The following is an 18,744-nucleotide window of genomic DNA, read 5'->3' on the forward strand; positions in this document are numbered from 1 at the left end:
CCGCTGGGAGCGGGCGTGACTACCGGGCGAGCGAGGCGACGCCCTCCCGGGCGAACTTCTCGTCGAGGTCGCCGCTGGGCGCGCCGGCCACGCCGATGCCGGCCACCGGGGCGCCCTTGACCTGGACCGGGGCGCCGCCGCCGAGGAACAGGGTGCCGGGGATGTCCTTCAGATTCGGGGTCTGCTCCAGGCGCTTGACCAGCTCGGAGGTGGGGGCGTTCCAGGAGACGGCGGTGTAAGCCTTCTTCACCGCGGACTCGGGGGACTGCGGGCCTGCGCCGTCGCCGCGCAGGGAGACGATGGTGTTGCCGTTGCGGTCGACGACCGCGACGGAGATCCGCTGGTTCTCCTTCTTCGCCGCGTCCAGCGTGGCCTGCGCGGCCTTGGTGGCGGCGGCGACCGTCAGATGCGTCGTCTGCTGGAGGTTGCGGTTGTCGGTGTCGGCCTTGACCGCGGCGGCGGGGGCGGCCGCCGGGGAGGAGGCGCTCGCGGACATCGCGCCGACCGTACCGGCCCCGAGGGCGGCGACGACGACGGCGCCGGTGACGGCACGGGTGCGCAGCGACAGCTTCTTCATGGTGGCTCCTTGGTGATCCGGGTTGGCCCGGTGGCGTGCGGTGCGGGGCGGCCCGGAGTGGCCCGGGCGTTTCGCTCTGGTATCGATCCTCCCGGCGGATCCGGCCCCGTACGGTCGACGTACCGGCTGGAAGCGGCGGGCGGGACGGTCGACACCCCCGTCAGCCGATCGGTTGATGCGGGGGTGGCCGGATCGGGTCACCATGGGGGGGTTTACGCAGGTCAGCGACGGAACGGGAGGTACGTGGTGGAGCACCGCAGCGGTTCGCCGGACCACGGGCCCGGCACCGGCGCGGACGGCGGCGGGCCGGCCGGTGGCGAGGCCGAAGGCCCCGGGATCGCCGGGTCCGACCCCGACGCCCGCTGGCTCGCGCTCCTCATGCACGCCGCGTTCTTCCTCCTGCTCGGCGCCTCGCTCACCCGGTTCCTGATGCGGCACCCCGGCGAGGCCCGCACCCCGTGGATCATCGCCCTGTCGATCACCCTGGCGGTGCTGTACCTCCTGGGCCCGGTCCTCGGCTCGCGCCCCACCCCGCGCCGGCTCGCCTGGCTCGCGGTGCTCGTGGTCGTCTGGATGGTGCTGGTCGTCCTGGCGCCGAGCTTCGCGTGGTGCGCGGTGCCGCTGTTCTACACCGGGCTGCGGATCCTGCCGCCGCGTGCGGCCCTCGCGCTGGTCGCCCTGCTCACCGTGTTCGTCGTGGCCGCGCAACTGCGCCTGGCCGACGGGTTCGACCCGAACCTGGTCCTCGCCCCGCCCGCCGTCGCCGCCGTGGCGACCGCGGTCTTCGTCCATATGCGGCGTCAGGCGGTACGCCAGCGGGAACTGGCCGCACGCCAGCGGGAGCTGATCGACGACCTGCTGCGGACCCGGCGCGAACTGGCCGCCACCGAACGGCGCGAGGGGACCCTCGCCGAGCGCCAGCGGCTCTCCATGGAGATCCACGACACCCTCGCGCAGGGCCTGTCCAGCCAGCAGATGCTGCTCCAGGCCGCCGACCGCACCTGGAGCACCGACCCGGACGCCGCCCGCCGCCACGTCCGTACGGCCACGGGCATCGCCGAACGCAACCTCGCCGAGGCCCGCCGCTTCGTCCACGACCTGGCCCCCGCCGACCTGGCGGAGGGCGGCGGCCTGGAGGCGGCCCTGGGGGCGCTGGCGGCCCGCGAGAGCGCCCAGGCGGAGGGCGTGCTCACCGTCCACTGCCATGTGGAGGGCACCCCGCACGCTCCGCTGCCGGACCGGGTGCAGTCCGCCCTGCTGCGCATCGCCCAGGGAGCCCTGGCCAACGTGCGGGAGCACTCCGGGGCGACGGCCGCCGGGCTGACCCTGACCCACCTCGACGACCGGGTGGTCCTGGACATCGGCGACAACGGCCGGGGCTTCACCGCCGAGGCCGAGGGCGTACGCGGCGCCCGCACCGTACGCGGCCACGGGCTTCCCGCGATGCGGGCCCGGGTGCGGCAGCTCGGCGGATCGCTCACCATCGAGTCGGCGCCGGGCGAGGGCACCGTGCTCTCCGCAGAGGTTCCGCTCACCACCACGGAGGACCCCACATGACCGGCGAGACGACCGGCGCGGCGGGCCCGCCCCCCGCCGCCGCCCCCGTACGCATCCTGCTCTGCGACGACCACGTGGTCGTCCGGGCCGGGCTGCTCGCGCTGCTCGGCAGCGAACCGGACATCGAGGTCGTCGGCGAGGCGGGCAGCGGCGAGGAGGCCGTGGTGCTCGCCGCCCGCCTCACCCCGGACGTCGTCCTCATGGACCTCCAGCTCGGCGAGGGCATCGACGGCGTCGAGGCGACCCGCCGCATCGCGGCCGACGGCACGGTCCACGTCCTGGTGCTGACCACGTACGACACCGACGCCGACATCACCCGCGCCATCGAGGCGGGGGCCACCGGCTATCTGCTGAAGGCGGAGCACCCCGAGGAGCTGTTCGCCGCGATCCGGTCCGCCGCCCAGGGCCGCACCACCCTCTCCGCCCCCGTCGCCAGCCGGGTCATGGCCCGGATGCGCAGCCCCCGCCCCGGCCTCACCGACCGCGAACGCGACATCCTGGCCCAGCTCTCCCAGGGCCTCGGCAACCGCGACATCGCCCGCGCCCTGTTCATCAGCGAGGCCACGGTCAAGACCCACCTGGGCCGGATCTACGACAAGCTCGGCGTCGACACCCGCGCGGGCGCGGTGTCGGTGGCGAAGGAGCAGCGGCTGCTGCCCTGAGCCCCGGACGCGAGCCCGGCCGGCGGAGCATTCGTCCACGGCACCACCGCCGATGGTGCCGACGGCGGAATGACGTATCTGTGCGACCTCACCATGCTGGTGAACGTGGGCGTCCGGGAGCGCACCCGTCCGGACTTCGAGGAGCTGTGCCGCCGCGCGGGCCTGAGCCTCACCTCCGTCACCCCGCTCGCCGGGGCCGCGTCGTTCGCCCTCATCGAGGCTGTGGCCGCCTGACCGGAGGACGCCACGCGGATCGGCCGAGCGGGCGCGGGGCCGCCCCACGGGGCCCGCTCCGCTCACCCGATCGTGTCAGCGCCGCCCCCGGGCATGACACCATCGATCCGTGCTCGACATCGGCTACTCCCTCTCCCGTCGCTTCCCCGATCCCCCGCAGACCGACTACCGCCGCGCGGACGTCCGGGCGCTGCGGCACGATCTGTTCTCCGGCGACGTCTACCTCGCGGACACGAAGGCGGACCGCGAGCTGTCCACAGCCTGGGGATGGGTGCCGGTGCTCGACTTCGCGTGGGCGCTGTGCGACATCGTCGAGCAGATCGACCAGGACCCGCGCGGCAACCGCTCGCACCGGCGGCAGTACGCGGAGCTGGACTTCACCGAGTCCTCGGACGTCATGGTCTTCGAACGGCGCTTCGGCTGGGTCGACATCGAGGCGGACTGGATGCCCGGCGACGAGCCGCCGCTCACCTTCAGCCACTCCCTCCTGCGCCGCGAGGCCCGCGACTTCCTGCACGACCTGATCGCCGACCTGGCCGACCTGCACGACGGCCTCGCCGACAACCCCGTGATCTGGGACCTCCAGGCCCGCTTCCCCCGTATGTGAGCCACTCGGCCCCCGGAACCCCGCCGGGGTCAAGGCGCCCCGGGCACTGCGAGGCCCCGCCGCCCCGCAGTCACCGGCGCTCCCGAGGCGCCGGACGGGGTCCCCCGACCCGCCTCCCCTTACCCCTCCACCCGCACCCCGATCTGCGCCGCGAACGCGGGAGCCAGCTCCATCAGCTGCGCCGGGCTGATCACCGCGCCCGCCAGCCGCTCCACGCCCCGGGCGATGTCCAGCTCGGCCACCGTGCGCAGGTCCACCGACTCCAGCCGGGCACCGCTGAAGTCCGCCCGCTTCAGCACGCAGTCGCGGAACTCGACCCGGACCAGGTGCGCGTCCCCGAAGTCCGGCTCGGACAGCACGCAGCCCTCGAAGACGACGTCCTTCAGCCGGGCCTTGCGCAGATTCAGGTAGTCGATCTTGCCGCCCCGGACCACCACACGCTCCAGCACCGCACCGTGCAGCTGCACCCCGCCCAGGCGGGCGTCGACCACCTCGACGTCCCGCAGCGACGCCTCCGCGAGGTCCGTGCCCACGCCCCGTACGCCCGTCAGCACCGCGTCGACGAAGCGGGCCCGCGCCAGCTCCGCCCGGTCCAGGGCGCAGCCGTCCAGGGCGCAGTCCATGAACCGGGCTCCCCGGCCCGAGGCATCCGTCAGGTCCACCCCGTCGAACCGCACCCCGTCGTAGTCCCCGTCCGGCTCCAGGCCGTCCCCGTCCCACGGAACGAGCGGGGGCAACCGGACATCCGGCCGCCGCGCCGCCGTCACGCCCGTCGTGCTCTTCTTCCTGCCGCTCGCTGCCATGCCCCCCATCGTGACGCACACCACTGACAACGCCCCGCCGCCGATGTCACGGGCCGCCGCCCCCGATCCGTCGCATCATCAAAGAAGCGAAGGAGATCCAGCCATGGGACACCGGGGATACACGGGAAACTCGGGATACACCGGATACACCGGATACACCGGATACACCGGATACACGGGACACATCCACATCGTCGGCGGCGGCCTCGCCGGACTCACCGCCGCGATCACCGCCGCCGAATCCGGTGCGCGCGTCACCCTGCACGAAGGCCACCGGGCCCTCGGCGGCCGGGCCAGGACGGCCGCGGGCCCGTACCGCACCAACGAGGGGCCGCACGCCGTGTACCACCGCGGGCCGTTCGGCACCTGGCTCGCCCGGCGCGATCTGCTCGGCCCCGTCGTCTCCGTACCGCCCCGCGAAGGGCTCCGCTTCCGCTTCCGGCGGGCGGGCACCCTGCGCAAGCTGCCGCCCGCCGCCCTGCTGCGGCTCTCCCGCCGGGACCCCCGCACCGCCCCGGTGGACGACACCTTCCGGGAGTGGGCCACCGGTCAGGTCGGCGCGGACGGGGCCCGGGCCGCCGCGAACTTCGCCGCCACCGCGCTCTTCCACCACGACCCCGGCGCGCTCTCGGCACGGTTCGTCCAGGAGCGCTTCCACCGGCTGACCTCGCTTCCGCCCGAGGCCCGCTACCCGGTCGGCGGCTGGGCCCGGCTCGTCGAGCGGATGGCAGCGCACGCCCGGGGCCTCGGGGTCCGTGTCGAGACGGGTGCCCGCGTCGGCACCCGGACGCTCGGCGAACTGGCCCGTACCGGCCCGGTGGTCGTCGCCACCTCCCTCGACTCCGCCCGCGCCCTCCTCGACGACGCCTCCCTCTCCTGGGAGAGCGGCCGCACCGTCCTCGTGGACCTGGCGGTCCGCACCCGGCGCGGCGACGCGTTCATCGTGTCGGACCTGGACGCGCCCGGCTGGCTGGAGCGGTTCACCGCCCAGGACCCCGCTCTCGCCCCGGTCGGCGAACAGCTGCTCCAGGGCCAGTTCCCCATCGGCCCCGACGCACGGCGGGCGGAGGGCGTCGCCCGCGCCGAGTCCCTCCTGGACCTCGGGTTCCCCGGCTGGCGTGAGCGCACCACGTGGCGCGTCGAGGCCCTCGCCGACGGCCGCACCGGAGCCGTCGACCGCCCCGGCACCACCTGGCGGGACCGGCCCTCCGTGATCCGGGGCGACGACGTCTTCCTGGCGGGCGACCAGGTCGCCGCCCCCGGACTCCTCAGCGAGGTCTCCTTCACCAGCGGCCTCGAAGCCGCGATGCTCGCCGTGAAGGCGGTCGGCCGGCGCTCGTCATCCGGGGTTGACCTCAACCGAACCTGACGTACGAGGGCGGGGTCACGGCCCGCCGCAGCCGTGGGCGGGACCGCCAGGACCATGCCCCGGGGGGGCGGGGTCGTCAGCCTCGGCTACGGGGTGCCGTCGCGGCCCCCGAGGCGCGCCAGCGCCCCGTCCGTCAGCCGGTACACCGTCCATTCGTCCTGCGGCCGTGCGCCCAGCGACTCGTAGAAGGCGATGGAGGGGGCGTTCCAGTCGAGCACCGACCACTCCAGCCGCCCGTATCCGCGCTCCACGCAGATCCGTGCCAGCTCCGTCAGCAGCGCCTTGCCGTGGCCGCCGCCGCGCCGCTCGGGGCGGACGTACAGGTCCTCCAGGTAGATGCCGTGCACCCCACGCCAGGTGGAGAAGTTCAGGAACCACAGGGCGAACCCGACGACCTCACTGCTGTCGTCGTCAGCCACCGCCACATGCGCGTACGCGGCGGGCCGGTCGCCGAACAGGGCCTCGGCCAACTGCTCCTCGGAGGCGACGGCTTCGTCGAGGGCCTTCTCGTACGCGGCGAGTTCACGCACCAGGGCGTGCAGGACGGGAATGTCGTCGGGCGTGGCGATACGAATCATGGGCGCAGCGTAGACAGACCGCCGCCCCGGCCACACGCCGGTTTCCCGGCCGCCCCGCCGCCCCGGCCACACGCCGGTCTCCCGGCCGCCCCCGGCCCCGTCCCCGCCCTCACCGCCCCAGCAGCCGCCGCGCGATCTCCGCGTGGTCGGGGGCGAGCCGGACCTTCCCCTCCTCGGCCCCCCACAGTCCGTTCTGGAGCACCCGGCCCAGCGTCCAGGCCCGCGCCCGGTCCCGCTCCAGGCCCAGGGCCTCCGTCAACGCGTCGAACCGCCACACCACCTCGTCCGCGTCGAAGAGGTTGTCCAGCGCCGGGAACAGCTCGAAGCCCGGGTCCCCCGCCAGCGGCTTCGGGTCGAGCGCGATCCACGCCCCCGCCCGCCCCGCGTCCGCACGCCCGGCCAGGACGTTGTCGTAGTGCAGGTCCCAGTGCAGCAGCCGGTCCCCCGGCTCGCCGGCGACCTCCCGTACCGCCGCCGCGCAGTCGGCGAGCAGCCGCCGGTCCGCCGCGTCGGCCAGCAGGCCCACCCGCTCCGGCGCCTCCGCGAGCATCCGCTCCACCACACCGCCCAGCGTGCGCAACCCCTCGGGCGCGGGCACCGCCACCAGCCGGGCCAGCACCCCGCCGAGGATGCCCACGGCCTCCCGTACGTCGGTCTCGCCGGACAACGGCCGCCGCTCGTCGAGCCGTTCCAGCAGCAGCGCACCGCTCTCCGGGTCGTGGTCGAGCAGCTCCACCGCCCCCGCGCCCGCCGCCGACCACGCCCGCAGGGCGACCGGTTCGCCCGCCGTCTCCCCGTCCACCGCCTGGAGCTTCAACGCTGCGGGCCGCCCGTCCGCCTCCCGCACCACCGGCAGGACCAGCGCGCACATCCCGTACATCGACGGGCCGTCCGGCCGCAACTCCCACCGTTCCAACAGCCTCGCGGCGAGGTCCGGCAGCCCGGCGACGAAGGCCCGCCCGGCCGCTCCGTTGAAGCGGGACTGGGTCTCGACGAGTTCATCGGGGATGTCGATCACGCAACCGATCCTAGGCGGGAGACGAAACGGCCCGCGCGCAGTAACGTCCCGCCACACGTACGCTCGGCATCTCACCGGACAGGGACACCAGGGGCATCATGAGCACCGTCAGTACCGTCGTCGGCGGCATATCGTTCTGGTACGCGCAGGAGGGCACCCCCGCCCCGCGCGAACCGCTCCCCGGCGACACGAACGTCGACGTCTGCATCGTCGGCGGCGGCTACACCGGCCTCTGGACGGCGTACTACCTGAAGAAGGCCGTCCCCTTCCTCAACATCACCGTTCTGGAAGCCAAGTTCTGCGGCTACGGGGCCTCCGGCCGTAACGGCGGCTGGCTGTACAACGGCATCGCGGGCCGCGACCGGTACGCCAGACTGCACGGCCACGACGCCGCCGTACGGCTCCAGAAGGCGATGAACGAGACCGTCGGCGAGGTGGTCAGGACCGCCGCCGAGGAGAAGATCGACGCCGACATCCACCGGGGCGGCGTTCTGGAGGTGGCCCACACCCCGGCCCAGCTCGCCCGCCTCAAGGACTTCCACAGCGTCGAGATCGCGTTCGGGGAGACCGACCGGATCCTGCGCGGCGCCCGCGAGACCGCCGAGCGCGTTCAGGTGACCGGGGTGGTCGGCTCCACCTGGACCCCGCACGGCGCCCGGCTGCACCCGGCCAAGCTGGTCAAGGGCCTCGCGGACGCGGTGGAGGCGCTCGGCGTGACCATCCACGAGTCGACGCCGGTCACCGAGATCAAGCCCAAGCACGCCGTCACCCCGTACGGCACGGTCCGCGCCCCGTACGTCCTGCGCTGCACCGAGGGCTTCACCGCGGGCCTCAAGGGCCAGAAGCGCACCTGGCTCCCGATGAACTCCTCCATGATCGTCACCGAGCCGCTGCCCGCCAGGATCTGGGACGCGATCGGCTGGGAGGGCCGCGAGACCCTCGGCGACATGGCCCACGCCTACTTCTACGCCCAGCGCACCGCCGACGACCGCATCGCGCTCGGCGGCCGCGGCTACCCCTACCGCTTCGGCTCGGCCACCGACAACGACGGCCGCACCCAGCCCGCCACCGTCACCGCCCTGCGCGACCTGATGGTCCGGCTCTTCCCCATCACGGCGGGCGTCCACGTCGACCACGCCTGGTCGGGCGTCCTCGGCGTGCCGCGCGACTGGTGCGCCACCGTCACGCTCGACCGCTCCACGGGCCTGGGATACGCGGGCGGATACGTCGGCTCGGGCGTCGCCACCGCCAACCTCGCCGCCCGCACCCTGCGCGACCTGATCCAGCAGGACTCCGGCCAGGCGGGCCCCACCGACCTCACCGCCCTGCCGTGGGTGAACCACAAGGTCCGCCGCTGGGAACCCGAACCCTTCCGCTGGCTCGGCGTCCACGGCATGTACGCGGCCTACCGCGCCGCCGACCGCCGCGAGAGCACCTCGCCGCGCCCCGGCACGGACCCCATCGCCAAGGCGGCGGACCGCATCGCGGGCCGCCACTGAGGCCCGGCCACGGCGCGGGCGCTCCGCCGCCGGCGCCCACCTTGTCGATGCGGTGCTCGGGGCTGCCGAACGCGTCCCGCCAGAAGTTCCCGGCCCCGTCGTCCTCCCGCCCGCGACCGGACCGGCCCGGGTGCCGGAGACGTCGGAGGCCAAGGCCTGAGCGGCGACGGTACGGGCCGCCCGAGGCCCGGCGAGGGTGAACCGCCGTTCCCCGGACCGGACTCCGTACGCCGCCGGTCCGGGCATACGGTCAGCGGGTCAGGCGCAGCAGCCGCCCCGACCGTGCCGTGGCCACCAGCTCCTCGACGGTGGCGAGCTTCACCCGGGGCCGGCCGTCCCGCCGCCCCCGGTCCCGTTCGGCGCGGTCGATCGCGGCCAGGCCCCGGGCGTCCACGACCCGGCGGTTGCGCTGCCGGGCCAGGCGCCGGAACGCCTTGGCGTCGCCCGTCGGCGCGGGCAGCTCCCCGGCGACCGCGTCGGCCAGGAGCGTGCCGACCGTCTCCGCGGCGCACGTGCGGTTGGCGCCGATCCCGCCGGACGGCCCCCGCTTGATCCAGCCGACCACATAGCTGCCGGGCACCCCTGCCACCCGGCCGCCCTCGTGCGGGACGGTGCCCGAAACCTCGTCGAACGGCAGCCCGGGCACCGGGAGTCCGCGGTATCCGATGGCCCGCAGCAACAGCCCGGCACCCAGGTCGGCCGCGCCGCCGCCGTCCGTGACGCGTACGGAGCGCACACCGCCGCCCTCGCCCCGGATCTCCACGACCTCGGAGTGGAAGCGGAGCACGATGCGCCGCTCACCGCCCGTGGGGGAAGGGGCGTCCGTCCGTACCCGGGCGAGCCCCTTGAGCACCCCGGCCCGGTCGCCCGCCCCGGCCGCGTCGATCGCCGCCGCCGTCCGCGGATCGTGGTCGTCCACCACCAGCTCCACACCCGGCACATGCTTCAGCGCGAGGAGTTCGGAGCGGGTGTACGCGGCGTCCTCGGGGCCTCGCCGCCCCAGCACCACCACCTCCCGGACCCGGCTCGCCCGCAGCGCGTCCAGGGCGTGGGCGGCGATGTCGGTGGCCGCGAGCGCCTCCGGGTCGGCGACCAGGATCCGGGCGACGTCGAGGGCGACATTGCCGTTGCCGACCACGACGACCCGCTCGGCGGAGAGGTCGACGCACTGTGCGACGGCCTCCGGGTGGGCGTTGTACCAGGCGACGAACGCCGTGGCCGACAGGCACCCGGGCGTCTCCTCCCCCGGCGCCCCGAGCCGCCGGTCCGTGGAGGCGCCGACCGCGTAGATCACCGCGTCGTGGTGGGCCGACAGCTCCTCGGCCGTGACGTCCCGGCCCACCTCGATCCCCAGGTGCATCCGGACCCGGGGGTGGGAGTGGAAGCGGGAGAAGGTGTCGCCGACCTTCTTCGTCGCGGGATGGTCGGGGGCCACCCCGTACCGCACGAGCCCGCCCGCCACCGGCAGCCGGTCGATCAGGGTCACCTCGGCGGCGGTGTGCAGCAGCAGGTCCTGCGCCGCGTACATCCCGGCGGGCCCGGTGCCGACGACGGCCACCCGCAGCGGCCCGAAGTCGGAGGGCAGGCTCCGCCCGAAGACCGGCTCGCCCCAGACGTGGAAGTTCGGCCCTTCCACCTCGGCCCTGAGCGGTTCGGCGCCCTCGTAGTAGGCGGCGTTGATGTCGGCGTACTCCCGCTGCCCGGGCGACAGCGAGTCCACCGGGAAGATCGCGTCCACCGGGCAGGCGTCCGCGCAGGCCCCGCAGTCGATGCACGCCCGCGGGTCGATGTGCAGCATCTCCGTGGAGCCGAAGGCGCGTTCCTCCGGCGTCGGGTGGATGCAGTTGACCGGGCACACGGCCACACAGGTGGCGTCGTTGCAGCAGGTCTGGGTGATGGCGTAGGTCATGGCCCCGGCTCAGATCAGATTCGCGCGCTTGTAGAACGCGAGGGCGGGCTTGGTGAGCAGACGGGCGGAGGCCAGGAAGTCCATCAGCCCCGAACAGCTGGACCGCATCATCGACTTGTGGTGCTCGTTGGCTTTGGCGGCGGCCAGCGCACGCCGCTTGTCGAGGCCGGCCTTCCGGTAGACCTCCGGGTTCACCATGCTGGTCACGATGAAGTACGAGGCGACGGCGACGACGAACGCGTTGATCTGCCGCCGCGCCCACCCCGCGCCCTCCAGCCGCTTGAGGGTCTCGTCCCGGGCGAACTTCATGTGCCGGGACTCCTCCACGACGTGGATGTTGTTGATGGTGCGGACGAACGGCACGACCCGCTCGTCGCGCATCCAGTCCCGCTGCATCACGTCGAGGACCTCCTCGGCGACCAGGATCGCCGCGTACGCGGCCTCACCGAACGCCAGCGTCTTGAACGCCCGGCCCAGCTCCATCACCGCCCGGCGCGGCCGGTAGTGGGGCGCGCCCAGCTTCTGCGCGCCGCGCGCGAACATGATCGAGTGGCGGCACTCCTCGGCTATCTCGGTGAGGGCCCACTGGAACTCCGCACCCGCCGGGTTCTTCATGTAGATGTCCCGCAGCACCATCTGCTGGAGGATCATCTCGAACCAGATCCCGGTGCTGGCGACCGACGCCGCCTCCTGCCGGGTCAGCTCCTTGCGCTGCGCCTCGGTCAACTCGCCCCAGTAGGCGGTTCCGTAGAGACTGCTCCACTCCGGGCTCGCGCCGTGGAAATCCTTGTCCAGCGGCGTCTCCCAGTCCACTTCGGTGGCCGGGTCGTACGCCAGTTGCGCGGCCGAGTCGAGCAGCCGCCGTGCGACGTCGTCACCCTCGGGACTTTCCTGGACCTTCGACGGAACGGTGCTGCCGGCCATGCTGCGGCTCCTTGGGTCGAGTGCGGTGATCCTTGATCGTGGTGAGCTGCGGACGACGACGTCCCTGCCGTACGGGGCGGCCGCGCCGGACCTGACGCCGGCCGGGCGCCCACCCGCTTGTTAGACGCAAGGTATAACAAGGAGCCCGGGCCGCCTACCCCTCGGTAGAAATCGGCCCGGGACCTCACCACATCTCCTCACCTCACCGAGGCGCTCCACGGCGCTCCAGGACGCTCGGGTCCAACTCCGGTCCGACTACCGGGGATCCTGGGCGAACTTCGCGGTCGCCCAGAAGTAGCCGAGGACCACGAGACCGAGGCTCCAGCCGACGGCCAGCCAGCCGTTGTGGCCGATCTCGGTGCCGAGGAGCAGGCCGCGCAGGGTCTCGATCGCCGGGGTGAAGGGCTGGTACTCCGCGATCGGCCGGAACCAGCCCGGCATCGTCTCCACCGGGATGAAGGCGCTGGACAGCATCGGGAGCAGGACCATCGGCAGGGCGTTGTTGCTGGCCGCCTCCGCGTTCGGGCTGATCAGGCCCATACCGACGGCGATCCAGGTGAGGGCGGCGGAGAAGAGCACGAGCAGCCCGAACGCGGCCAGCCACTCCAGGACCGTGGCGTCCGTGGACCGGAAGCCGATGGCCACCCCGACCGCACCGACCACGACCACGCTCAGCACGCTCTGCAGCACACTGCCGACGACATGCCCGACGAGCACCGAACCGCGGTGGATGGCCATGGTGCGGAAGCGGGCGATGATGCCCTCGGTCATGTCGTTGGAGACGGACACCGCGGTCCCGACCACCGTGGAGCCGATGGTCAGCAGGAGCAGGCCCGGCACGATGTAGGCGATGTAGTCGGAGCGGTCCCCGCCGCCGATGCCCGCGCTCATCACATCGCCGAAGATGTAGACGAAAAGCAGCAGGAGCATGACAGGTGTGAGGAGCAGGTTGAGGGTGAGGGAGGGGTAGCGCCGGGCGTGCAGGAGGTTGCGGCGCAGCATGGTGGTGGTGTCGCGGGCGGCGAGGGCGAGCGAGCTCATCGGGCGTTCTCCTTGGGCTGGTTGTTCTGAGCGGGGACGGCGGAGGAGGTGAGGGCGAAGAACACGTCGTCGAGGTCGGGGGTGTGGACGGTCAGCTCGTCGGCCTCGACACCGACCGAGTCCAGCCAGTCGAGGATGGAGCGCAGTTCGCGCTGGCTGCCGTCGCTGGGGATCTGCAGCGACAGCGCGTCGTCGTCGCGCACGGCCTCGCGCAGGGCGGAGGCGGCGGACCGGTAGGCGCCGGGGTCGGTGAACCGCAGCTTGACGTGCCCGCCGGGCACGATCCGCTTGAGCTCCTCGGCGCTGCCCTCGGCGGCGATCTTCCCGTCGTTGAGGACGGCGATACGGTCGGCCAGCTCGTCGGCCTCCTCCAGGTACTGGGTGGTGAGGAAGACGGTGACGCCGTCCGCGACCAGGCCGCGGATGATGCCCCACATGGTGTGGCGGGAGCGGGGGTCCAGGCCGGTGGTCGGCTCGTCGAGGAAGATGATCCGCGGCCCGCCGACCAGCGTCATGGCGATGTCGAGGCGGCGCTTCATGCCACCGGAGTAGGTCGAGGCGGGCTTCTTCGCCGCGTCCACCAGGTCGAAACGCTCCAGCAGTTCGGCGGCCACCCGCCGGCCCTCACGCCTGGACAGATGGTGCAGGTCGGCCATGAGCAGCATGTTCTCCTCACCGGTGATCAGTCCGTCGACGGCGGAGAACTGCCCCGTGACGCCGATCGAGGCCCGCACGGCCTGCGGATCGGCGGCCAGATCGTGGCCGCCGACGCTCAGTTCACCGGCGTCGGCGGCGATGAGGGTGGAGAGGATCTTGACGACGGTGGTCTTGCCCGCGCCGTTCGGGCCGAGCAGGGAGAAGACGGTGCCCTGCGGCACCGACAGGTCGATGCCGTCGAGGACGGCCTTGTCGCCGTAGGACTTGCGCAGTCCGGTGGCGGTGATCGCCTGCGTCGCGGCCCGTTCGGCACGCGGCGCGGAGGCCCGGGTGACAGTCATGCTGATTCCCTTTCGAGAGCGGTGAGTCGAGGGGGTGGGGCGATGGGGGCGGTGCCGGCCGAGCCGGTTGGTGCCGGGCGGCGTTGAACTGCCTGGCGGCGTTGAGCTGCCGGGCCGGGGGGCCCGGGCTGCTGAGGTGGTGCGGGGCCTGGCCGGGCGGTGCAGAGCTGCCGGGCGGTACTGGCCGCACCGGGCTGAGGGCCGCAGGGCGGTACGGGACCGGGCCGGGCGACGCCGGGGCGGTGCTGGGCTGCTCGGTGGCGCAGGCCCGAGCAGGCGTGGGGGACTGGGCCGGCCGGTGCGGGGCGGTACGTGGTCAGCCGCCGGGTGACGCAGGGTTGAGCCGGGCGGGGCTGGGCTGCCGGGTGGTACGGGACCGGCCGGGCGACGCCGGGGTGGTGCTGGGCTGCTCGGTGGCGCAGGCCCGAGCGGGCGTGGGGGACCGGGCGGGCCGGCCCCGGGGGTGCTGAGCCGCCGGGTGGCACAGGGCCGAGCCGGTCCGAGCCGGGCGGAGCCGGTCGAGGCGGGGTCGGGCGGCACTCGCCCGACCGGTCCGCCTCGGGCGGCCTCGGGCCGGGCCGGAGGCCCCCGAGAACCCGGCGCGGGGTCAGGCGCGGCGGACGATGATGTCGCCGGCCCCGCTCCGGGCATGCACCTCGACGGTCTCGTCGGAGTCCTCGGGCCCCGCGGCGGCGCCGAGCGAGTTGCGTACGGTGCCGAACTTGGGGTTCAGGTCGAGCCAGGCGGCGGTGCCCTCGTGAATGCCCACCTCAAGGTCGCCGACGGACGTCCGCAGAGCGATCCGCCCGCGGATCACGTCGCCGACCCGGATGCGGCCGTTGGAAGAGGTCGCCTCCACCCCGGCGTGGGCGACGCCGATCTCGATCCGGCCGTTGGCGGACTTGGCGACGACATCGCCGTGCGCGACGCCCACGGAGACGTCGCCGTTGGCCGCGCTGACCTTCAGCTCCCCGCCGACCTCGTCGATCTCGGTCGTACCGTTGCCGTTCTTGACGACCGCCGCCCCGGCGACCGAGCCGATCTCGACCCGGCCCGAGCCGACGGCCTCGGCGTTCCCGGTGGAGCGTGCCAGCCGGATGTCGCCGTGGTCGGTGGTGAGCTCGGCACGGGCCGCCTCGTCCACATGGAGATCGCCGAGCGAGGTCTTCAGCCGCACCTCGCCGAGAGGGCCGTCGCAGTAGAAGCCGCCCAGCGCGGAGGTGCCCCGCAGGTCGGACCCGGCGGGCAGTTCGATGCTCACCACGACGGAGCCCGGCTTGCCGAACAGGGTCCGCTTCTTCGGGGTCTTGACGGTGAGACGACCGCCCGAGCAGGAGACCCGGGTCTGCTGCACGGCGCGTACGTCGTCCTGATCGGCTCCGTTGCCCGGCAACACCTCGACGACCGTGTCGGTGCGCTTGCCGGCGGTGATGCGGGCGGTACCGGCGTCCAGCTCGACGGCGGCGGAGATCGGCTCAGGGGTGTCGAAAGAAGGCATGGCTGTCCCGTCCTCTTGGCTCGGTGAGTTGATGGGCGATCAGCGACGATCGATGCGTTGCGTCGGCCGGATCAGCGACCGGCCGGTGAAGCGAGGTGTGCGCTGCCGACTGCTAACGGACCCAGCCGGTGAAGCCGCGCCCGCCCGGCTCCTTGCCCCGGCCCGGTGCGCTCGCGCGCCCCCCGCCGTCGAGGGCGACGGACACGGCCCGTACGAGCCAGGCGTTGACCGACAGCCCCTCCGCCGCCGCCGCACCCTCGGCGCGGCCCTTGAGGTGGGCGGGGAGACGGAGGTTGATCCGGACCATGGTGCCGTCGTCGGCCTCCGCGACGGGCGGCGCGGCCACGACGGGAGCCGCGACCGGTCCCTGCGCCTCCCGCACCGGCTCGGGCGCCGGCGGCGGTGTCACCACGAACTCGGGATCGAGCCCGCGCAGCCGCACGTCGACCGAGCCGGGAGCCAGTTCCCGGGTGACGTCGCTCATGGCCGCGGAGAGCACGTTGAGCAGGGTCAGCCGGGCAGCGGACTCCAGGGGAGCGCTGAGCCGCTCGGCGAGGGCACGGGCTTCTTCACCGCTGGCATCCGCAGCGACGGCGAGTTCCCGCCGGAGATGGTCGACGTAGGGGGTGAGATCCATGACGCCATCATGGCACACACGTGGCACCACGTCGAGCCACTATGGCGCCCGGATCCCCAAAGGGCCTGTGACCTGCACCTTCACAAACAGCAACCCCAGAACGACACCGCAGCAGACCCCGGAGCACCTGCGAATGGCGCCACATGGCACCACGTAGACACCACATGGCACCACCACGGCGCACCGGCACCTCCGCGTGGCACACCCACCCCCGCCCCTCCACCGGATGTACTGACGCAAGCACCCCGCGCACGACGCACGCACGACACCGCCCCAGCACCGAGCACCACCCCGGAGACCCCGCATGTCCGACGCCCGGGCCTACCTCGCCCTCTGCACCCACACCCACCTGTTCCCCGGCGCGCGCTGCCGCCTCCAGGACCTGCCCCACCCGGCGGCCTTCGCAACGGCTCCGGAGCCGATCGAGGTATACCTGTGCTTCTCCGACGGAACGGCCACCGCGGCAGCGCTCCACGCCGGGTCCCCGGCCGGCCCGACCCTCGCGGTCGCCGCCTACACCACCGCGGCCGGCACCCCCATCGACGACAGCACCTGGGCCGTCAAGGGCATCGCACAGAAGAAAGACGACGTGGAACTGACGATCGGCACCCCGAACCGTGCCTGACCACCCTCCACCAGCGCCGCCCGATACCACCCGGCGCAAGCCCAACGACCTCGACCGCACTGCAGCCGATGCATGCTCGCGGCCGGACCGACGCCAGAAGCCCAGGCCAGAGAACATCTGACCTGGGCTTCACGGTGAGCCCCCTGTCGGATTCGAACCGACGACCTACGCATTACAAGTGCGTTGCTCTGGCCAGCTGAGCTAAGGAGGCGTGCCGGAGCAGTCTAACCAACGCCGGGCCTCCGGCGTCCGCGATTTCCGTGTGCTCCGGACTACTGACAGATCGGGAAAGGGCAGGTAGCGTCACGGCAGGTTCGCGTCTGTGGACCAGACCACTCCCTACTCGGATCGTCCGGCACGTTCCTGCCGGTTGAGGAGAAGATTCAGCATGGCCAGTGTCACGTTCGACAAGGCGTCCCGCGTCTACCCCGGCTCCACGAAGCCGGCCGTGGACCAGCTCGAGATCGACATCGCGGACGGTGAGTTCCTCGTCCTCGTCGGTCCCTCCGGTTGTGGCAAGTCGACCTCCCTGCGCATGCTCGCGGGTCTTGAGGACGTCAACGGCGGCGCGATCCGCATCGGCGACCGCGACGTCACGCACCTGCCGCCGAAGGACCGGGACATCGCCATGGTGTTCCAGAACTACGCGCTCTACCCGCACATGACCGTCGCGGACAACATGGGCTTCGCGCTCAAGATCGCCGGTGTGAACAAGACCGAGATCCGGGCGAAGGTCGAAGAGGCCGCCAAGATGCTGGACCTCACGGAGTACCTGGACCGCAAGCCGAAGGCGCTCTCCGGTGGTCAGCGTCAGCGTGTGGCGATGGGCCGGGCCATCGTGCGGGAGCCGCAGGTCTTCCTCATGGACGAGCCGCTGTCGAACCTCGACGCCAAGCTCCGTGTCTCCACCCGTACGCAGATCGCCTCGCTGCAGCGCCGCCTCGGCATCACCACCGTGTACGTCACCCACGACCAGGTCGAGGCCCTCACCATGGGTGACCGGGTCGCGGTGCTCAAGGACGGGCTGCTCCAGCAGGTCGACTCACCGCGCAACATGTACGACCGCCCGGCCAACCTCTTCGTCGCCGGCTTCATCGGCTCGCCCGCGATGAACCTCGTCGAGGTCCCGATCACCGACGGTGGCGTGAAGTTCGGCAACAGCGTGGTGCCGGTGTCGCGCGAGGCGCTCTCCGCCGCGGCGGACCGCGGTGACACCACCGTCACGGTCGGCATCCGGCCCGAGCACTTCGACATCGTCGAGCACGGTGGCGCCGCCGCGAAGTCGCTGACCAAGGACACCTCGGACGAGCCGGCCGGTCTCGCCGTCTCCGTCAACGTCGTCGAGGAGCTCGGCGCCGACGGGTTCGTCTACGGCTCCACGCGGGTCGGCGGCGAGCACAAGGACCTCGTCGTCCGCGTCGGCGGCCGTGCCGTCCCGGAGAAGGGCACCGAGCTGCACGTCGTCCCGCGCCCGGAGGAGCTGCACGTCTTCGCGACCTCCACCGGCGAGCGGCTCACCAACTGACCCGCATCCTGCCGTGCACACGGCCCCGCATCGCCGGCAACGCCCGGCGGCGCGGGGCCGTTTGCGTGGTCCCGGCGGATTGGGGTTTCGGCGTCGCACGGTGTCAAATACCCCGGCACACTGGGCATTTCACCCCGGGGCGTCAACCTCGTATTCGAAAGGGCGCGTCGAACCATCCCCCGCGAGGGTGACGAATTGTCGCCAAGCCATCACCGGCCGCTACGCTCGCTGCGTGACCCACACCGCGCGCCGCATCGGCCGATCCCTCGCTCTCGTCCTGCCCGTCGTCATGGTTCTGTCCGGGACCCTCGCGGTCACCAGCGTTCCGTGGGCGGCGTCGGACAAGGACTCCCAGCTGCTGGCCGCCTCCTCGGAGACCGTCTCCAAGCCCGCGAAGCCGCATGCCCCGCAGGATGTCCTGCGGGAGAAGCTGCTCGTGGAGCTTCAGGAGAAGGACCCGGGCACCGCGCTCACGGCCCTCCAGCGGGCCGTCGAGCAGCGCCCGTCGCTCGCCCGCCACTGCATGTCGATCGCCAGGGCGCTCGGCAAGGCCGCTGTCGAGCAGTACGGCCCGACCCGGGCGCACCGCTTCTCCCGGCCCGTCTGCGACACCTCGTTCGCCTCCGGGGTCGCCCAGTTCAGCTGAGCCGTTCAGCTGATCCGGGACGCCGGGTCCGGGAGGC

General features: G+C 73.0%; 19 protein-coding genes and 1 tRNA gene. 9 read left to right on the forward strand and 11 right to left on the reverse strand.

Annotated features, from left to right (window positions below; translation table 11 throughout):
• Nucleotides 1-19: 19 nt before the first annotated feature.
• A complete protein-coding gene (locus RNL97_RS14610; protein ID WP_030581891.1) occupies nt 20-577 on the reverse strand; it encodes a GlcG/HbpS family heme-binding protein in 558 nt (185 codons plus the stop codon).
• A 246-nt stretch (nt 578-823) separates the two neighbouring features.
• Here RNL97_RS14610 and RNL97_RS14615 point away from each other — a divergent pair, with 246 nt between their 5' ends.
• The 4 genes from RNL97_RS14615 (at nt 824) to RNL97_RS14630 (ending at nt 3,637) form a co-directional block, all read left to right on the forward strand.
• The gene (locus RNL97_RS14615) at nt 824-2,134 is read left to right on the forward strand and encodes a sensor histidine kinase (RefSeq protein ID WP_374115128.1); all 1,311 of its coding nucleotides are present in this window, start codon (nt 824-826) and stop codon (nt 2,132-2,134) included.
• The gene (locus RNL97_RS14620) at nt 2,131-2,796 is read left to right on the forward strand and encodes a response regulator (RefSeq protein ID WP_243314298.1); all 666 of its coding nucleotides are present in this window, start codon (nt 2,131-2,133) and stop codon (nt 2,794-2,796) included. Before RNL97_RS14615 ends, RNL97_RS14620 begins: the two co-directional genes overlap by 4 nt.
• A 69-nt stretch (nt 2,797-2,865) precedes the next feature.
• Nucleotides 2,866-3,030, forward strand: a complete 165-nt coding sequence (locus tag RNL97_RS14625) for a hypothetical protein (protein WP_390334269.1) — start codon at nt 2,866-2,868, stop codon at nt 3,028-3,030.
• Nucleotides 3,031-3,139: 109 nt separating this feature from the next.
• Nucleotides 3,140-3,637, forward strand: a complete 498-nt coding sequence (locus RNL97_RS14630; protein ID WP_030581900.1) for a hypothetical protein — start codon at nt 3,140-3,142, stop codon at nt 3,635-3,637.
• 119 nt (nt 3,638-3,756) lie between these two features.
• On the opposite strand, the gene RNL97_RS14635 is transcribed toward RNL97_RS14630, so the two are convergent.
• Complete coding sequence (locus RNL97_RS14635; protein WP_050500027.1) at nt 3,757-4,440, reverse strand: pentapeptide repeat-containing protein; 684 nt, start codon at nt 4,438-4,440, stop codon at nt 3,757-3,759.
• A gap of 103 nt (nt 4,441-4,543) precedes the next feature.
• On the opposite strand from RNL97_RS14635, the gene RNL97_RS14640 reads away from it, so the two are divergent.
• Nucleotides 4,544-5,809: an FAD-dependent oxidoreductase gene (locus RNL97_RS14640; protein ID WP_313750777.1), complete on the forward strand. Its 1,266-nt coding sequence runs from the start codon at nt 4,544-4,546 to the stop codon at nt 5,807-5,809.
• Nucleotides 5,810-5,895: 86 nt separating this feature from the next.
• On the opposite strand, the gene RNL97_RS14645 is transcribed toward RNL97_RS14640, so the two are convergent.
• Both RNL97_RS14645 and RNL97_RS14650 read right to left on the reverse strand, forming a co-directional pair.
• Nucleotides 5,896-6,387: a GNAT family N-acetyltransferase gene (locus RNL97_RS14645; RefSeq protein ID WP_030581909.1), complete on the reverse strand. Its 492-nt coding sequence runs from the start codon at nt 6,385-6,387 to the stop codon at nt 5,896-5,898.
• Nucleotides 6,388-6,496: 109 nt separating this feature from the next.
• Complete coding sequence (locus RNL97_RS14650; RefSeq protein WP_243314300.1) at nt 6,497-7,405, reverse strand: aminoglycoside phosphotransferase family protein; 909 nt, start codon at nt 7,403-7,405, stop codon at nt 6,497-6,499.
• A 98-nt stretch (nt 7,406-7,503) separates the two neighbouring features.
• On the opposite strand from RNL97_RS14650, the gene RNL97_RS14655 reads away from it, so the two are divergent.
• A complete protein-coding gene (locus RNL97_RS14655; protein ID WP_030581913.1) occupies nt 7,504-8,904 on the forward strand; it encodes an NAD(P)/FAD-dependent oxidoreductase in 1,401 nt (466 codons plus the stop codon).
• Between the two features lie 250 nt (nt 8,905-9,154).
• Here RNL97_RS14655 and RNL97_RS14660 read toward each other — a convergent pair whose 3' ends face one another.
• The 6 genes from RNL97_RS14660 to RNL97_RS14685 all read right to left on the reverse strand — a co-directional run bounded on the left by RNL97_RS14660 (nt 9,155) and on the right by RNL97_RS14685 (nt 15,911).
• Nucleotides 9,155-10,813: an FAD-dependent oxidoreductase gene (locus RNL97_RS14660; protein WP_030581916.1), complete on the reverse strand. Its 1,659-nt coding sequence runs from the start codon at nt 10,811-10,813 to the stop codon at nt 9,155-9,157.
• 9 nt (nt 10,814-10,822) lie between these two features.
• The gene (locus tag RNL97_RS14665; protein WP_030581918.1) at nt 10,823-11,737 is read right to left on the reverse strand and encodes an AurF N-oxygenase family protein; all 915 of its coding nucleotides are present in this window, start codon (nt 11,735-11,737) and stop codon (nt 10,823-10,825) included.
• A 255-nt stretch (nt 11,738-11,992) separates the two neighbouring features.
• Nucleotides 11,993-12,778 carry an ABC transporter permease gene (locus tag RNL97_RS14670; RefSeq protein WP_030581921.1) on the reverse strand — a complete coding sequence of 262 codons (786 nt, stop codon included), beginning with the start codon at nt 12,776-12,778 and terminating at the stop codon, nt 11,993-11,995.
• A complete protein-coding gene (locus tag RNL97_RS14675) occupies nt 12,775-13,776 on the reverse strand; it encodes an ATP-binding cassette domain-containing protein (protein ID WP_030581924.1) in 1,002 nt (333 codons plus the stop codon). The genes RNL97_RS14670 and RNL97_RS14675 overlap by 4 nt, the downstream gene beginning before the upstream one ends.
• Nucleotides 13,777-14,383: 607 nt before the next feature.
• Entirely contained in the window at nt 14,384-15,274 is an 891-nt protein-coding gene (locus tag RNL97_RS14680) for a DUF4097 family beta strand repeat-containing protein (RefSeq protein WP_243314303.1), read from the reverse strand.
• A gap of 112 nt (nt 15,275-15,386) precedes the next feature.
• Nucleotides 15,387-15,911 (reverse strand): toxin-antitoxin system HicB family antitoxin, encoded by a 525-nt coding sequence (locus RNL97_RS14685; protein WP_243314304.1) that lies wholly within the window; start codon nt 15,909-15,911, stop codon nt 15,387-15,389.
• A gap of 304 nt (nt 15,912-16,215) precedes the next feature.
• Here RNL97_RS14685 and RNL97_RS14690 point away from each other — a divergent pair, with 304 nt between their 5' ends.
• A complete protein-coding gene (locus RNL97_RS14690; protein WP_313750778.1) occupies nt 16,216-16,536 on the forward strand; it encodes a hypothetical protein in 321 nt (106 codons plus the stop codon).
• Nucleotides 16,537-16,673: 137 nt separating this feature from the next.
• Here the strand turns inward: RNL97_RS14690 and RNL97_RS14695 are convergent.
• Nucleotides 16,674-16,747, reverse strand: a tRNA-Thr gene (locus RNL97_RS14695).
• Nucleotides 16,748-16,924: 177 nt separating this feature from the next.
• Here RNL97_RS14695 and RNL97_RS14700 point away from each other — a divergent pair.
• Both RNL97_RS14700 and RNL97_RS14705 read left to right on the forward strand, forming a co-directional pair.
• On the forward strand, nt 16,925-18,061 hold the full coding sequence (locus RNL97_RS14700; RefSeq protein ID WP_030581935.1) for an ABC transporter ATP-binding protein: 1,137 nt from the start codon (nt 16,925-16,927) through the stop codon (nt 18,059-18,061).
• 232 nt (nt 18,062-18,293) lie between these two features.
• Nucleotides 18,294-18,707: a hypothetical protein gene (locus RNL97_RS14705; protein ID WP_243314306.1), complete on the forward strand. Its 414-nt coding sequence runs from the start codon at nt 18,294-18,296 to the stop codon at nt 18,705-18,707.
• The last annotated feature ends 37 nt before the right edge of the window (nt 18,708-18,744 follow it).

The sequence above is a fragment of the Streptomyces parvus genome, from assembly GCF_032121415.1.
In the GTDB taxonomy this organism is placed as follows: domain Bacteria; phylum Actinomycetota; class Actinomycetes; order Streptomycetales; family Streptomycetaceae; genus Streptomyces; species Streptomyces globisporus_A.

Excerpts from the sequence above, each read along its gene's own strand:
- RNL97_RS14610 (WP_030581891.1), bottom strand. The coding sequence starts at position 577 with ATGAAGAAGCTGTCGCTGCGCACCCGTGCCGTCACCGGCGCCGTCGTC.
- RNL97_RS14620 (WP_243314298.1), top strand. The coding sequence starts at position 2,131 with ATGACCGGCGAGACGACCGGCGCGGCGGGCCCGCCCCCCGCCGCCGCC.
- RNL97_RS14625 (WP_390334269.1), top strand. The coding sequence starts at position 2,866 with ATGACGTATCTGTGCGACCTCACCATGCTGGTGAACGTGGGCGTCCGG.
- RNL97_RS14635 (WP_050500027.1), bottom strand. The coding sequence starts at position 4,440 with ATGGCAGCGAGCGGCAGGAAGAAGAGCACGACGGGCGTGACGGCGGCG.
- RNL97_RS14640 (WP_313750777.1), top strand. The coding sequence starts at position 4,544 with ATGGGACACCGGGGATACACGGGAAACTCGGGATACACCGGATACACC.
- RNL97_RS14645 (WP_030581909.1), bottom strand. The coding sequence starts at position 6,387 with ATGATTCGTATCGCCACGCCCGACGACATTCCCGTCCTGCACGCCCTG.
- RNL97_RS14655 (WP_030581913.1), top strand. The coding sequence starts at position 7,504 with ATGAGCACCGTCAGTACCGTCGTCGGCGGCATATCGTTCTGGTACGCG.
- RNL97_RS14660 (WP_030581916.1), bottom strand. The coding sequence starts at position 10,813 with ATGACCTACGCCATCACCCAGACCTGCTGCAACGACGCCACCTGTGTG.
- RNL97_RS14665 (WP_030581918.1), bottom strand. The coding sequence starts at position 11,737 with ATGGCCGGCAGCACCGTTCCGTCGAAGGTCCAGGAAAGTCCCGAGGGT.
- RNL97_RS14670 (WP_030581921.1), bottom strand. The coding sequence starts at position 12,778 with ATGAGCTCGCTCGCCCTCGCCGCCCGCGACACCACCACCATGCTGCGC.
- RNL97_RS14675 (WP_030581924.1), bottom strand. The coding sequence starts at position 13,776 with ATGACTGTCACCCGGGCCTCCGCGCCGCGTGCCGAACGGGCCGCGACG.
- RNL97_RS14680 (WP_243314303.1), bottom strand. The coding sequence starts at position 15,274 with ATGCCTTCTTTCGACACCCCTGAGCCGATCTCCGCCGCCGTCGAGCTG.
- RNL97_RS14685 (WP_243314304.1), bottom strand. The coding sequence starts at position 15,911 with ATGGATCTCACCCCCTACGTCGACCATCTCCGGCGGGAACTCGCCGTC.
- RNL97_RS14690 (WP_313750778.1), top strand. The coding sequence starts at position 16,216 with ATGTCCGACGCCCGGGCCTACCTCGCCCTCTGCACCCACACCCACCTG.
- RNL97_RS14700 (WP_030581935.1), top strand. The coding sequence starts at position 16,925 with ATGGCCAGTGTCACGTTCGACAAGGCGTCCCGCGTCTACCCCGGCTCC.